Annotated in this window: 13 protein-coding genes and 1 riboswitch; of the genes, 12 read left to right on the plus strand and 1 reads right to left on the minus strand. The window is 35.7% G+C overall.

From position 1 onward, the window contains the following. Positions 1-7: 7 nt before the first annotated feature. The 12 genes from Y10_RS07080 (at position 8) to Y10_RS07135 (ending at position 14,788) form a co-directional block, all read left to right on the plus strand. Positions 8-1,180, plus strand: a complete 1,173-nt coding sequence (locus Y10_RS07080; protein ID WP_281764775.1) for a trans-sulfuration enzyme family protein — start codon at positions 8-10, stop codon at positions 1,178-1,180. Between the two features lie 97 nt (positions 1,181-1,277). Then, positions 1,278-1,901, plus strand: coding sequence for a phosphoadenosine phosphosulfate reductase domain-containing protein (locus Y10_RS07085; protein ID WP_281764659.1), 624 nt, complete (start codon positions 1,278-1,280; stop codon positions 1,899-1,901). A gap of 95 nt (positions 1,902-1,996) precedes the next feature. Continuing rightward, positions 1,997-4,090, plus strand: coding sequence for a nitrite reductase (locus Y10_RS07090; protein WP_281764660.1), 2,094 nt, complete (start codon positions 1,997-1,999; stop codon positions 4,088-4,090). Further along, on the plus strand, positions 4,074-4,859 hold the full coding sequence (gene cobA / locus Y10_RS07095; protein ID WP_281764661.1) for a uroporphyrinogen-III C-methyltransferase: 786 nt from the start codon (positions 4,074-4,076) through the stop codon (positions 4,857-4,859). The genes Y10_RS07090 and cobA overlap by 17 nt, the downstream gene beginning before the upstream one ends. 15 nt (positions 4,860-4,874) lie before the next feature. Beyond that, positions 4,875-5,450, plus strand: a complete 576-nt coding sequence (locus Y10_RS07100) for a precorrin-2 dehydrogenase/sirohydrochlorin ferrochelatase family protein (RefSeq protein ID WP_281764662.1) — start codon at positions 4,875-4,877, stop codon at positions 5,448-5,450. Between the two features lie 34 nt (positions 5,451-5,484). Beyond that, entirely contained in the window at positions 5,485-6,537 is a 1,053-nt protein-coding gene (locus Y10_RS07105; RefSeq protein WP_281764663.1) for an NAD(P)/FAD-dependent oxidoreductase, read from the plus strand. 95 nt (positions 6,538-6,632) lie between these two features. Then, a riboswitch (SAM riboswitch) is annotated at positions 6,633-6,736 on the plus strand. A 108-nt stretch (positions 6,737-6,844) separates the two neighbouring features. After that, entirely contained in the window at positions 6,845-7,849 is a 1,005-nt protein-coding gene (locus Y10_RS07110) for a homocysteine S-methyltransferase family protein (RefSeq protein WP_281764664.1), read from the plus strand. 30 nt (positions 7,850-7,879) lie between these two features. Then, positions 7,880-10,621, plus strand: coding sequence for a methionine synthase (gene metH / locus Y10_RS07115; protein WP_281764665.1), 2,742 nt, complete (start codon positions 7,880-7,882; stop codon positions 10,619-10,621). Between the two features lie 35 nt (positions 10,622-10,656). Further along, positions 10,657-11,613 (plus strand): methylenetetrahydrofolate reductase [NAD(P)H], encoded by a 957-nt coding sequence (gene metF / locus Y10_RS07120; RefSeq protein ID WP_281764666.1) that lies wholly within the window; start codon positions 10,657-10,659, stop codon positions 11,611-11,613. A 202-nt stretch (positions 11,614-11,815) separates the two neighbouring features. Next, entirely contained in the window at positions 11,816-12,904 is a 1,089-nt protein-coding gene (locus Y10_RS07125) for an acyloxyacyl hydrolase (RefSeq protein WP_281764667.1), read from the plus strand. 1 nt (position 12,905) lies between these two features. Beyond that, on the plus strand, positions 12,906-13,658 hold the full coding sequence (locus Y10_RS07130) for a head GIN domain-containing protein (RefSeq protein ID WP_281764668.1): 753 nt from the start codon (positions 12,906-12,908) through the stop codon (positions 13,656-13,658). Positions 13,659-13,693: 35 nt separating this feature from the next. Continuing rightward, positions 13,694-14,788: a serine hydrolase domain-containing protein gene (locus tag Y10_RS07135; protein ID WP_281764669.1), complete on the plus strand. Its 1,095-nt coding sequence runs from the start codon at positions 13,694-13,696 to the stop codon at positions 14,786-14,788. Here the strand turns inward: Y10_RS07135 and gldA are convergent. Continuing rightward, the gene (gene gldA / locus Y10_RS07140) at positions 14,778-15,671 is read right to left on the minus strand and encodes a gliding motility-associated ABC transporter ATP-binding subunit GldA (protein ID WP_281764670.1); all 894 of its coding nucleotides are present in this window, start codon (positions 15,669-15,671) and stop codon (positions 14,778-14,780) included. The genes Y10_RS07135 and gldA overlap by 11 nt on opposite strands. Positions 15,672-15,887 lie beyond the last annotated feature (216 nt).

A 15,887-nucleotide genomic window follows, 5' to 3' on the forward strand; every position in this document is an offset into this window, starting at 1 on the left:
GAAAGATATGAGTGATACAAATTATAAGTTTGAAACAGAAGCGGTAAGAACGCAATCAGAAAGAAGTCAGTTTTCTGAGCATAGTACCCCAATATATTTAACCTCTAGTTTTGTGTTTGACGATGCTGAGGATATGAGAGCTTCTTTTGCAGAAGAGAAACCTCGTAATTTATATAGTAGATTTAGCAATCCTAATACCAGTGAGTTTGTAGAGAAAATTTGTAAGATGGAGGGGGCAGAGGCAGGGTATGCTTTTGCTACTGGTATGGCTGCGGTGTACAATACGTTGGCAGCATTATTAGGTGCTGGCGATCATATTGTATCGGCTAGTAGTGTTTTTGGGTCTACACATTCTTTATTTAAAAAGTACCTACCAAAATGGAATATTGAAACTTCTTATTTTAAGGTAAATGAACCAGAGACTATAGAAAGTTTTATACAGCCTAATACTAAAATTTTATATGCTGAAACACCTACTAACCCGGCGGTAGATATTATAGATTTAGAATTGTTAGGGCAAATAGCTAAAAAACATAACTTGTTGTTAGTGATTGATAACTGTTTTGCAACACCTTACATTCAAAACCCTATTAAGTTTGGAGCAGATTTAGTAGTACATTCAGCTACCAAATTAATAGATGGACAAGGCCGTGTGTTAGGTGGTGTAGCAGTAGGTAGAGCCGATTTGATTAGAGAAATTTATTTGTTCAGTAGAAATACTGGGCCTGCAATGTCACCTTTTAATGCTTGGGTTTTATCTAAAAGTTTAGAAACCTTATCGGTTAGAGTAGAGAAACATTGTGAAAACGCATTAAAAGTAGCTCAGTTTTTAGAAGGGCACCCTAAAGTAGCTTCTGTAAAATATCCTTTCTTGCCATCGCATCCACAATATAAAACAGCGCTCAAGCAAATGAAGTTAGGCGGAAATATTGTTGCCTTTGAAATAAAAGGAGGTATTGATGCTGGTAGAGAATTCTTGAATAAAATTAAGCTTTGTTCGTTATCTGCAAACCTTGGGGATACCAGAACAATAGTAACCCATCCTGCATCAACTACACATAGTAAACTGTCTGAAGACGAGCGTTTAGCGGTTAGTATAACCGATGGTTTGGTAAGAACATCTATAGGTTTAGAACATGTAGATGACATAATCAATGACTTAAGTCAGGCTTTAACTTAAAATTTTGATTTAAAATCGCGTACATTAAAAATATTTTGTGTACGTTTGTATAATAATCTACTAGCTCTATAGATTATTAGAAAACAATGAAATTGATATGAAAGTAGCAGAAGACATTTTAAGTTATAACGCCATTTTAAAAACAAAGACTCCTCAGGAGATTGTTGAGTGGGCGTTGAGTTTTGCAAAAAGACCAGTTATTACCAGTAACTTTGGTCCGTATTCTTCATCTTTATTGCACCTGTGTTCTACAGCCATGCCAGAAATGCCTGTGATTTGGTGTGATACCGGTTTTAATACCGATGCTACTTATATGCATATAGAAAAAACGATAAAGCAATTAAAGCTGAATGTAAAAAAATATGAACCTGGGCTTTCAAAGTCGTTTATTAGTTACTACTATGGGGTGCCAGAGCCAGATAATGATAAGCACAAACTGTTTACAGAAATAGTGAAGCTAGAGCCTTTTAGAAGAGCTATGAATGAGCATAAGCCAGATGTTTGGTTTTCTAATATTAGAAAGTCGCAAACTGAGCATAGATCTTCTTTAGATATTCTTAGCTTTACAAGTGATGGTGTGTTAAAGGTAAGCCCATTTTTTTATTACAATAACAAGGAGATATACGCTTATATACAGGAGCATAATTTAACCAATGAGTTTAATTATTTTGATCCTACCAAGGTTTTTTCTAACCGTGAATGTGGTATCCACTTAAGATAATTAAGGAATAAAAAGCTGAAAAAAAATAAAACAGCCTTCGTGCTGTTTATTTTTTAATTAGAAAATCTTTTAATCTATAGATTTAGTAGAATAGTATGCAAAGTTTTAGAACCGAAATAGAGAATCCCGTTGTAGAAAAGGATATTATTGAGTTAGAAAGAAAAATTAGACTCTTTAAAGAAGGGAAAGTAGATGAAGAGCGCTTTAGGAGTTTAAGGCTAGCGCGTGGTGTATATGGGCAAAGACAACCGGGAGTGCAAATGGTGAGGATAAAACTGCCATATGGTAAGGTAACAGGAGATCAGCTGTTGCGTATAGCAGATGTTTCCGATGAATATTCTACTGGAAGATTGCATATTACTACCCGACAAGATATTCAGATTCATTATGTGAATTTAGATAGAACACCTGAACTATGGGCAGAGTTAGAAAAAAGTGATGTTACATTAAGAGAGGCGTGTGGTAATACGGTAAGAAACGTTACTGCTAGCGAGTTAGCAGGTATAGACCCTGATGAGCCTTTTGATGTTTCGCCGTATGCACATGCAGTGTTTCAATTCTTTTTAAGAAATCCTGTGTGTCAGGAGATGGGGCGTAAATTTAAAATGTCCTTTTCTTCTTCAGATAAAGATTCGGCCTTGTCTTTTATTCATGATTTAGGGTTTATTCCTAAGATTAAAGATGGAGAACGTGGTTTTAAAGTAATGTTAGGTGGAGGTTTGGGGTCGCAACCGAACCATGCAGAGTTGGTGCATGAATTTTTACCAGTAGATAAGTTAATTCCGTTTATAGAAAGTGTGCTTCGAGTTTTTGATAGACATGGAGAGCGTGCCAAACGTTTAAAAGCACGAATGAAGTTTTTAGTACAAGGAATAGGGATAGAGGCTTTCTTAAAATTGGTAGAAGAACAACAATTAGCGTTGTCTTATCAAGAATATCCAATTGAGGTAAAAGATTTTGAGAAAGATTATGATGCCCTAACTGCAGAAGTGCCTGAGGTTGTAATTGAAAATGAAAAGGGATACAATGCTTGGAAAACTACGAACGTGGTAAAGCAGAAACAAGAAGGGTTTTATGCGGTAGGCATTAAAGTTAAATTAGGAGATTTCTATACAGATGAAGCTAGAAAGTTAGCGGCACTTATAAAGAAATATGCGAGTAATGAATTACGACTTTCATTACGCCAGAATATCTTAATTAGAGATGTTAGAGAAGAGTTGTTACCATATTTCTATCAAGAGCTTTCGGCATTAGGTTTTACAGCTACCGGGTATAATACTACAATAGATATTACAGCATGTCCGGGAACAGATACCTGTAATTTAGGAATTGCTAGTAGTACTGGTATAGCAGATGTTTTAGAAGATGTACTTAGAAATGAATATCCGGAGTATGTAAATAATACGGATGTTACCATTAAAATTAGTGGTTGTATGAATGCCTGTGGGCAACACAATATGGCACATATAGGTTTTCAAGGAATGTCTATTAGACAAGGTAAACTTGTAGCCCCTGCACTTCAGGTATTATTGGGTGGAGGTGTTTTAGGAAATGGTTCCGGAAGATTTTCAGATAAGGTAATAAAAATACCATCTAAAAGAGGTCCGCAAGCGTTGAGAGCTTTGTTAGATGATTTTAAAAGTAATGGTAAAGAAGAATCGTTTTTGGCGTATTATGACAGACAAGGACAAAAGTACTTTTACGATTTTCTAAAACCACTATCTGAAACCGATAATTTGGTGGCAGATGATTTTGTAGACTGGGGGCATTCAGAGGCGTATGTACAAGCTGTTGGAGTAGGAGAATGTGCTGGTGTAGTGGTAGACCTAGTAGCAACGTTGTTATTTGAGGTAGAAGAGAAATTAGAGAATGCAAAAATTGCTTTGGCGGGTAACCAATGGGCAGATGGTATTTACCATGCTTATACAGCATTTATTAATGCAGCAAAGGCACTTTTGTTAGCAGAAAATGTAAAAACCAATACACAAGCGGGTATTGTAAAACAATTTGATGAATTGTTTGCAGCACAACTTGGGTTAGAAGGCACTTTTGCAAAATTAGTGTATCAGATAAATGAAAATGAACCTACTGAAAGTTTTGCTAAAACGTATTTAGAAGAAGCTACTTCTTTTTACAAAACAGTAGATGCTTTTAGAAAAAAACAGTTGGAAGATGAAGTTACAAAATAAACCACTGCTAACGGTAGTTGGCGCAGGTCCGGGAGATGCTGATTTAATAACACTAAAAGCAATTAAAGCTTTACAAAGTGCCGATGTGGTGTTGTATGATGCTTTGGTAAATAAAGAGCTTTTAGAATACGCTACTCATGCAGAACTTATTTTTGTAGGGAAACGTAAAGGATGTTATGCTTACCAACAAGAACAAATAAATGAACTTATTGTTCAAAGAGCCTTAACGAAAGGACACGTGGTACGTTTAAAAGGAGGAGATCCTTTTATTTTTGGAAGAGGTGCTGAAGAAATGGAGCATGCTGCAGGGCATGGAGTATCTGTTGCTATGGTGCCCGGTATATCATCTTCTTTAGCGGTGCCTGCATACCAAAACATTCCATTGACGAAAAGAGGGAATTCAGAAAGTTTTTGGGTAATCACAGGAACTACAAAATCACATAAAATATCAGACGATGTTGCTCTAGCTGCAAAATCAACTGCTACGGTAGTTATTTTAATGGGGATGAGTAAACTACCTGAAATAGTATCGCTGTTCAAGGCTGAAGGTAAAGCAAGTTTACCTGTGGCTATTATTCAAAACGGAACCACACCTGAAGAAAAAATAGGTGTGGGGACCGTTGAAACCATAGAGCAAGTGGTTCAAGAAAATCAACTTAGCAATCCTGCTATTATAGTGTTGGGTAGTGTGGTAGAACATAGAGGCGCTTTACAAAATGTTTGTGCTAGCGCAATTGAAAAAAATGAACCAATAGCGTACGCTGTATAAATGGGAAATATTGCTATGGAAAAGAATGAATTATATCCCGTTTTTTTAAAGCTACATGTGTTAAACGTCACAATTATTGGTGGTGGCTGGGTTGGATTAGAAAAGTTGGGGTTTCTGTTAAAGTCCAGCCCTAATGCCAACGTAAAAATGGTAGCCAAAGAATTTAGAGAAGAGGTGAAAGAGTTGGCGCTAAAACATCAGGTAACACTTATTGAAAAAGCGTATGAGACCGAGGATTTAGATGGGAGTCAAATGATTATTGCAGCCACGAATGACGAGACCGTGAATATTCAAGTGTATCACGATGCTAAAGCGAAGAATATTTTAGTAAATGTAGCTGATAATCCTCCGTATTGTGATTTTTATATGGGGGGTATTGTAACTAAGGGAAATGTGAAGATTGCCATTTCAACCAACGGAAAATCGCCAACAACAGCTAAGAGGTTACGTCAGTTTTTTGAGGAAGTAATACCTGATGATATTAACAAATTAGTAGAAAATCTGAATACGTATAGAAAAGGATTGAAAGCTAATTTTGAAGAAAAAGTAGAGCATTTAAATACGTTAACAGAATCATTAATAAAAAAGTAAAAATGCCAAGGGCATTACCAAACAATAGTAAAGCATGATAAAGACAGATATTTTAATTATTGGAGCAGGACCTACAGGGTTATTTACGGTATTTGAAGCGGGATTATTAAAATTAAAATGCCATTTAATTGATGCTTTGCCACAACCTGGAGGGCAATTGGCAGAGTTATATCCTAAAAAGCCAATTTATGATATACCTGGTTTTCCTGAAGTATTAGCAGGAGATTTGGTTGCCAATTTATTAGAACAAGGAAAACAGTTTGAGCCAGGATTTACCTTAGGGGAAAGAGCTGAAACTTTAGAGAAATTAGACGATGGAACTTTTATTGTAACCACCAATAAAGGTACCCAACACCATGCGCCTGTTGTTGCTATAGCTGGTGGTTTAGGTAGCTTTGAACCACGTAAACCGATACTAGATAATTTAGCGCAGTATGAAGAAAACGGAGTTTCCTATTTTGTAAAAAATCCGGAACAATACAGAGATAAGAAAGTGGTTATTGCCGGAGGTGGCGACTCTGCATTAGATTGGAGTATCTTTTTATCGGATGTTGCTAGTGAGGTAACCCTAATTCATAGAAGAAATGAATTTAGAGGAGCTTTAGATTCTGTAGAAAAAGTACAAGAGTTAAAGCATTTAGGTAAAATTAATTTAATTACCCCTGCTGAGGTAACAGGATTAAGAGGAACAAATGCTTTAGAGGCGTTAGTAATAAACAAAGAGGGAGAAGAGTTTTTGCTAGAAACCGATCATTTTATTCCTCTGTTTGGGTTGTCTCCAAAACTTGGCCCTATTGGAGATTGGGGCTTAGAAATAGAGAAAAATGCTATTAAGGTAGATAATACATTAGATTACCAAACCAACATACCAGGTGTGTTTGCCATAGGCGATGTAAATACCTATGCAAATAAATTAAAATTGATTCTTTGTGGTTTTCACGAAGCAACTCTGATGTGTCAAACGGCTTATCAAATTATAAATCCAGGTAAAAAATACATGCTTAAGTATACCACCGTAAGTGGTGTAGATGGCTTTGATGGAACTAAAAAACAAGCACCTAAGCCAGTGGTGCAAGCAATAGTTTAAGTTTAGTAGATTTTCAATATTTGTAATTTAAAAGCGTTCATAATTTGGTTTTATGAACGCTTTGCCGTTTATTTGCATTGTTCTTTAACAGTATGTTGTTATCACGAAAGGCAGAGGGACTAGACCCGTTGAAGCCTTAGCAACCCTACACTTTGTAGAAGGTGCTACATTCTACCGTAGAAATACGGACAGATAACCAAGAGTAATTCCTCGCTTTCAAGATAACATCTTATACATTTTTAGAATAGTTTGTAACTCGTACACTAGGTACGTGATAAAATTTTAGTTGATTTTAAACTGATTAAAAATGAGCAGGATAGAAGAGGCGTTGCAAAAACGTATTTTAGTGTTAGATGGTGCTATGGGTACCATGTTGCAACGTTTTAAGTTTGAAGAGGCGGATTTTAGAGGAGAACGATTTAAAGATTTCCAACATCCGTTAAAGGGAAATAACGATTTACTTTCCATAACACAACCAGAAGCTGTAAAATCGGTACATGCAGAATATTACGCTGCAGGTGCAGATATTGTAGAGACCAATACGTTCTCTGGTACAACCATTGGTATGGCAGATTACCATATGGAAGATTTGGTGAATGAGTTAAATTATCAATCAGCTAAAATAGCAAAGGAAGTAGCCGATGAGTTTACGGCTAAGGAACCACACAAACCAAGGTTTGTAGCAGGTTCTATTGGGCCTACCAACAGAACGGCTAGTATGAGCCCTGATGTAAATGATCCTGGATACAGAGCTGTTAACTTTGATGATTTACGAGTAGCTTACAAACAACAGGTAGAAGCTTTGTTAGATGGAGGTGTAGATTTATTACTGGTAGAAACCATTTTTGACACCTTAAATGCAAAGGCTGCATTATTTGCTATAGAAGAAGTAAAAGAAGAAAGAGGGGTAAACGTACCTGTCATGGTTTCGGGTACTATAACAGATGCTTCGGGTAGAACGTTATCTGGGCAAACTGTAGAAGCCTTTTTAATTTCCATATCTCATATTCCCATTTTAAGTGTTGGCTTTAACTGTGCTTTAGGTGCCGACCAATTACAGCCCTATTTGAAAAGGTTAGCTCAAAATACAGAGGTGGCTATATCGGCTCACCCTAATGCAGGTTTGCCTAATGCTTTTGGTGAATATGACCAAACACCAGAACAAATGAAAGAGTTGATACGTTCTTATATGGATGAGCATTTAGTGAATATTATTGGAGGTTGTTGTGGTACCACACCAGACCATATTAAGCTCATAGCTGAATTGGCTACGGAGTATACCCCAAGGAATATTTTAGTAGCTAAAGGATAACCTGTTTTTAATTAGATAAAGAAAAAGAAGATGGACACAACGATACAGGATGGTGGAAACATTGAAGGATTAGGGAACCTATCAGTTAATAAGCAACAATCAACTTCCAAATATCTTAAACTATCAGGGTTAGAACCTTTAGTGGTAACACCTGAGAGTAATTTTATAAACGTAGGAGAACGTACAAATGTTACGGGATCTAGAAAATTTCTTCGATTAATCAAAGAAGAAAATTATGATGAGGCACTTGATATTGCAAGAAATCAGGTAGAAGGAGGAGCGCAGATTATTGACGTAAATATGGATGAGGGAATGTTAGATGGTGTGTATGCCATGACTAAATTCTTAAATCTTATAGCAGCTGAACCTGATATTGCCAGAGTACCGGTAATGATTGATAGCTCTAAATGGGAGATTATTGAAGCCGGATTAAAAGTAATTCAAGGTAAGGGAGTGGTAAACTCCATTTCTTTAAAAGAAGGAGAAGAAACGTTTATAGCCCATGCTAAGAAAATAAAACGTTATGGTGCAGCGGTAATTGTGATGGCTTTTGATGAGGTAGGCCAAGCAGATACTTATGAAAGACGTATAGAGATTTGTAAAAGATCGTATGATATTTTAGTAGACAAAGTACATTTTCCTGCCGAGGATATCATATTTGACCCTAATATATTTCCGGTAGCAACTGGGATGGAGGAGCATAGAAAAAATGCTTTAGATTTCTTTTTAGCTACCAAATGGATTCGTAACAACTTACCATATGCACATGTTTCTGGAGGGGTAAGTAATGTATCGTTCTCTTTTAGAGGGAATAACACGGTACGTGAAGCTATGCACGCTGCGTTTTTATATCATGCCATTCAGCATGGTATGACTATGGGAATTGTAAACCCTGAGATGATTGAGGTATATGATGAAATAGACAAAGAGTTACTAACCTATGTAGAAGATGTTTTATTAGATAGAAAAGATGATGCTACCGAGCGACTTTTGGAGTATGCAGAAAGCATTAAGGGAGATGGTAAAGTAGTTGCTAAGCAGACGAAAGAATGGAGAAATGGAACGGTTCAGGAACGTCTTACCCATTCGCTAGTAAAAGGATTGGATGAATTTATAGAGTCAGATGTTGAAGAAGCTAGACAACAAGTAGCCAGACCTATACAGGTAATTGAACAACACTTAATGACAGGAATGAATGTGGTGGGTGATTTGTTTGGTAGTGGAAAAATGTTTTTACCGCAGGTGGTAAAGTCGGCTCGTGTGATGAAAAAAGCTGTGGCATATCTGTTACCTTTTATCGAAGATGAAAAGGATTCTACCTCTAAGGGGGCTGGTAAAGTATTAATGGCTACCGTAAAAGGAGATGTGCATGATATTGGTAAAAATATTGTATCGGTTGTGTTGGCATGTAATAATTTCGAGATCATTGATTTAGGGGTTATGGTGCCGCCTGAAAAAATTATTGAAACAGCACAGAGAGAGCAAGTAGATATTATTGGATTAAGTGGATTGATTACACCATCGTTAGATGAAATGGTGTATTTAGCTAAAGAGCTTGATAGACTTAAAATAAGCATACCTGTAATGATAGGTGGAGCTACTACTTCTAGAGCACATACAGCAGTAAAAATTGCTCCGGAATACAAGGATACGGTGGTGCATGTAAATGATGCTTCCAGAGCGGTAACGGTGGCGAGTAATCTTTTACAGCCCGATACGAAGCACACTTATGCTAGTGATGTAAGAGCTGAGTACGATAAACTTAGAGAAGGATATTTAAACAGAACCAGAGCTAAGAACTTTTTAACCATTGCCCAAGCCAGAAACAATAAGTACCCTATAGACTGGGAAGCTTTTACTCCGTTGAAACCTAACTTTATAGGAACAAAAACCATTGAAGTTGCCTTGGCAGAATTGGAACCGTATATTGATTGGACACCCTTTTTCCAGTCGTGGGAGTTACATGGTAAGTTTCCGGCAATATTAGAAGATAAAGTTGTGGGGGAGCATGCTACATCTTTATATAAAGATGCGCAACAAATGCTACAGCAGATTATTTATGAAAAATGGTTTACCGCTAAAGGTGTAGTGGGAATATTCCCTGCAAACCAAGTGAATGACGATGATATTTTAGTAACCAATGAAGATGGAGAGAATTTAGCTACGTTTTTAACCTTGCGTCAGCAATCGCAAAAAACAAAAGGTGCTCCAAACATTGCACTGTCAGATTTTATAGCACCTAAAGAAACAGGTAAAACAGATTATATTGGTTGTTTTTGTGTAACAACAGGGTTTGGTGTAGATGAAAAAGCAAAAGATTTTGAGGCTTCTTTAGATGATTATAATAGTATTCTAGTAAAAGCCTTAGGAGATAGATTAGCAGAAGCCTTTGCAGAGTATTTACATGAACGTGTGAGAAAAGAAATCTGGGGATATGCAGCACAAGAAGAATTATCTAATACTGATTTGATTAAAGAAGCATACGAAGGAATAAGACCAGCGCCGGGATATCCTGCTTGTCCAGATCATTTGGAGAAACCAACTATCTGGAAGCTTTTAAATGTAGAAGAGCAGATTGGTGTTACGCTAACAGAAAGTATGGCAATGTGGCCGGCTGCATCTGTTTCAGGATATTATTTTGCCAACCCGCAGAGTAGGTATTTTGGTTTAGGGAAAATTAAAGAAGACCAGGTTGCTGATTATGCAAACCGAAGAAATATATCGGTTGAAACAGCGCAAAAATGGTTGGCGCCAAATATAGCAGATGTTTAAACGCATTAATTTTTAGAATTGATTTATAGTAAGGAATGAAAGTTACCGAACACATAGAAAAAGCAAATGGGAAAACATTGTTTTCCTTTGAAATTATTCCTCCCCAAAAAGGAAGTAGTATAGAAGACTTATATAAAAATATAGACCCGCTAATGGAGTTTAAACCTCCGTTTATAGATGTAACTACTTCAAGAGAAGAATACATTTATATAGAGCGTGAAGGTGGTTTAGTAGATAGAAAAATTACGCGTATGCGCCCTGGTACGGTAGGTATTTGTGCTTCTATTCAACATAAATATGATGTAGATACAGTACCCCATGTATTATGTGGTGGTTTTACGAAAGAAGAAACCGAATATCTTTTAGTAGATTGTCATTATTTAGGAATAGAAAATGTTATGGCATTAAGAGGAGATGCCATGAAAGAGCAAAAGTATTTTGAACCTACCAAAGGCGGACACACCTATGCATCTGAACTAGTAGCGCAAATACACGATTTAAATGCGGGGAAGTATTTGCATGATGTAGTAGAAACTAATAACTGTTCAGATTTTTGTATTGGTGTTGCCGGATATCCTGAAAAACATATGGAGGCACCTTCTTTAAACTATGATTTAAAGTGGTTAAAAGCCAAAGTAGATGCTGGGGCAGATTATGTAGTAACACAAATGTTTTTTGATAATCAGAAGTTTTTTGAGTTTGTAAACAAAGCAAGAGAAATGGGAATTAATGTACCTATTATTCCAGGGATTAAACCTATTGCTACAAAACGCCATTTACAGTTATTACCACAGGTATTTAAAATAGATTTACCGGAAGACCTTATAGATGCGGTTACCAATTGCAAAACAAATGCCGATGTAAGGCAAGTGGGAGTTGAGTGGGCTATTAAACAATCTAAAGAATTGATGGATTTTGGAGTACCAGTATTACACTATTATTCCATGGGGAAATCTGATAATATAAAAGCTATAGCAGAGGCTATGTTTTAGATTAGAAAGCTACCAAACGGTAGCTTTTTTTTGATAATTGAAATTAGATATTCTTAGACTTGTTTCTTTTAAAAATACCTGGTTCAGATGCTAAGCTTCGTGGCTTACCCAGATTTTTGCTTTATAGATAAAATGTCAACTAATTTTAAAATTCGGTTGGTATGTATTTTACCTATATCTTTACCCTAGAAAGAATTTTTACATGAGATACATTCTCCCCATTTTTTTATTGTTTAGTTTTTTAAGTTTTTCGCAATCAGCTACTAAAAGTTATAGTTTAGATGCGTCTTACTTTTATGGTAATATTCCCAGGCATAGCACTAGCATTTCGCATTTAATAACAGGTCACCCTGAAGGTGTTGCACTTAGTTTTAGTGCTAAAACTTTTGGAGAAGAAGAGTGGCAGCAACGTTTTAACTATCCAGACTATGGGGCAACTTTAGTGCATACCGATTTAAAAAATGAATATTTGGGAGCCAACACATCTTTGTATGGGCATTATAGTTTTTACTTTTTAAACAGAAACTTAATGCTACGTATAGGTGAAGGATTGGCTTATTGTAGCAATCCGTATGATAAAGAAAGTAATTACAGAAATTCTGCTTTTGGTTCTAGTATTGTTACGTCTACTTTTCTAATGCTGAATTACAAAAAGGAGAATCTCTTTAAAAATTTAGGTTTTGAAGCTGGCTTGTTGATGCTGCATTATTCTAACGGTAATTTTAAAGCGCCTAATACCAGTGTAAATGTGGTTGCTTTAAATATGGGGCTTACGTACAACATAGGTGATAATGAGCAAGAATATATAAAGACTATTACCGATAATAAGTACACAGAACCTATAAAGTATAATGTTGTTTTTAGGTCGGGTGTAAATATGAGTGATGTAATAGGGAGTGGGCAATATCCGTTTTATGTACTTACCGCATATGCCGATAAACGTTTGAGTAAATTAAGCGCTATACAGTTTGGAGCAGATGTGTTCTTTTCTCGTTTTTTAGAGGAATACATAAAATATATGAGCATTGCATTTCCTGAAGATGGTGTTAAAGGAGATGAAGATTATAAAAGAGCTGGTTTGCTTGTGGGGCATGAGCTTTTTGTAAACAGATTATCACTAGTTACCCAATTAGGATTTTACGTTTATAACCCCATCAATTATGAAAGTGGAATGTACCAGAGAATAGGGTTAAAGTATTATATGAATAAGTCTATTTTTGGAGGAGTAACGCTAAAAACACATGCAGCCCAAGCAGAGGCTGTGGAATTTGCAATAGGAGTACGCTTATAATATGAAAAAACTGATATACATATTAGCAGTATTAGTGGCCTTTTACAGTTGTAATTCTGAGAAGGCAAACGATTGTTTTCAGACCACCGGAAGTATGGTGAGCGAAGTGATAACGGTAACCGATTTTTCTGAGATTGAAGTGAATGAAGGGGTGACATTATATATAAGCCAAGGCACTACCAATTCGGTAGCAATTGAAACTGGTGAAAACCTGTTAAATGATGTAGAAGCCTATGTTGAAAATGGAAGACTTATAGTTAATGATAATAATAGTTGTAATTACGTAAGAGACTATGGTGTAACCAAAGTATATGTAACCGCTACTAATATTACCAAAATTATTAATAATTCGCAGTTTAATGTGTATGGCGAGAATACATTGTATTTTCCTGAATTAGAATTAGTGTCAGAGAATTATGATTCTGATGGTTTAGCGGTAGGTTCTTTTTATTTAGATGTTATTGCTAATAATTTAAGATGTACGTTTAATGATTGGTCGAGTGCGTTTATTAGTGGAACAACCACCAACTTAACCGTTAATTTTTACAGTGGCGATAGTAGGTTTGAAGGTGCTGATTTAATAGCGCAAAATGTGTCTATTTACCATAGAAGTTCAAATGATATTATAGTATACCCTGTACAAAGTTTGTCTGCTGAGCTGGTGAGTACAGGAAATGTAATTGTAAAAAATACACCTTTGGAAATTTCAATTCTAACGCCGTATATTGGCAGGGTAATATTTGAAGATCAATGAACTTAAAAAGTAAGGTGCTTTTAATTGTTTGTAATATGATTTTGCAGGTTCATTGTGCCCGACAAATACCTGTATCTAGCAATCAGATTATACCAGTAGAAAATGAAGCGGTAACAGAATCAGAAAGAATAGTATCTGAACTTCTCATTAGAAAAAAAATTCCGGGATTGGCTGTAGTGGTAACCAAAAAAGATAGTGTTATTTGGAAAGCCGGTTATGGTTATGCAAATGTGCGAAAGGCTGAGTATATAGACCCAGATAAATCATTGTTTAGGGTGGCTAGTATTTCTAAACCTATTTCTGCCGTGGGATTAATGAAAATGTATGAAGACGGTATTATTGATATCAATGCCTCTGTTTATAAATACGTGCCAGACTTTCCTAGAAAGAAATACGACTTTACTATAAAACAGCTTGCAGCCCATACGGCAGGTATACGTACCTACAGAGGAAATGAATTTTTGAATAGAAAATACATGACCATTAAAGATGGGTTAAGCTTTTTTGATAAAGATACGCTTATGTACCAGCCAGGAAAAGGCTATTTATATAACAGCAACGATTGGAATTTGGTAGCTGTAGCTATGGAAAATGCAAGCACGTTAGATTTTGAATATTACATGAAAAATGAAATATTTAAACCACTGGGCTTAACACATATTATAGCAGATAAAAGTGAGAATTTAGAAGATAAAGTAGTTTTCTACACTAAAAGAGGTAGAAGAGGGCGTTTTAAAATAGCATCTAAAGTTAATAATTATTATAAGCTTGCATCTGGTGGTTACTTGGCAAGTGCTTCTGATATAGCCAAATTTGGCAATGATGTTTTGTACAACCGCATACTACAGCCAAAAAGTAAAAAAGTAATGCTGACCAGACAAGAGGTAAATGATGAACCAACGTATTATGGTTTGGGATGGGAAGTTAGTTTAGACAAACGCCATAGGCACTATTACGGGCATTTTGGAAATGGTGTAGGAGGTTATGGGTATTTCTATGTGTACCCAGAAGAAGAAATGGTATTTGTATTTTTAACAAACATTACCAATCCGGGTATTAATGACGCCATAGATGAAATAATGGATATAATGATCCTGGGAAACACTACCGAAGAAAATCCTACGAAGTAAGCTCTCTAAAAAGACTTTCTAACGATTTGTTTTGCTGATTTAATTGTAAAATTTTCAATCCGTTGTCATGGGCAAAATCAAAAACCTTAGGTCGCATATCTACTTCGGTATCAAAAGTAATCTCGTACACAAAACCATATTTGTTTTCAGCATTCAAAACTTTTGGCATCTGTTTTAAGAAAGCTTCTTCTACTCGGTAATCAAATTCAACTTCAACAATCTGTTGTTGTCCTTTTCTAAGATTATGTAGGTTTTCATCTGCTACCAATTCCCCTTTATTAATAATAATAACACGGTCACAAATAGCTTCTACCTCTTGCATAATGTGTGTAGAAAGCAAAACTGTTTTTTCTTTGCCTACTTCTTTAATAAGTTTTCTAATTTCAACTAATTGATTAGGGTCTAAACCTGTTGTAGGTTCATCAAGTATTAATACATCTGGTTCATGTAAAAGTGCAGCGGCTAACCCAACTCTTTGTCGGTATCCTTTAGAAAGCTGTCCTATTTTTTTGTGTGCTTCAGGTGTAAGTCCGGTTAAGGTAATAACACTTTCAATGTTGGTTTTAGGAGAACCATATATTTTAGCATTAAAAGCAAGATATTCTTTTACATACATATCAAGGTATAGTGGGTTATGTTCTGGCAAGTAGCCAATACATTGCTGAATGTTTTTTTGTTCTGTTTCAACATCAAACCCGTTTACCGTAGCCTTACCTTCTGTAGCTTTTAAAAAAGTAGTTAGAATTTTCATGGTTGTAGACTTACCTGCTCCATTTGGACCTAAGAAACCAACTATTTCTCCTTTTTTAATAGAGAAACTAACGTTATTTAATGCTTTTTGCGAGCCAAATGTTTTGGTAAGGTTGCTAACTTCAATTGACATAAGTACAACTATGAGTTTAAGGTTCTGTGATATGTTATATAAAGTTTCAAAAATACTATTTTAAATTACTTATTGTAATTCAATTAGAGCCTATTTTAAGTTTCCGTAAAAAAAATCTAAAAAATCATATATAGTTGTTTTATTATTAGATAAAATAATTTACTTTAGCTACCATAATAACAATCAACAAGATGATTAACAACACTTATTTCTGGA

The sequence above is a fragment of the Neptunitalea lumnitzerae genome (assembly GCF_027924185.1).
Lineage (GTDB): Bacteria > Bacteroidota > Bacteroidia > Flavobacteriales > Flavobacteriaceae > Neptunitalea > Neptunitalea lumnitzerae.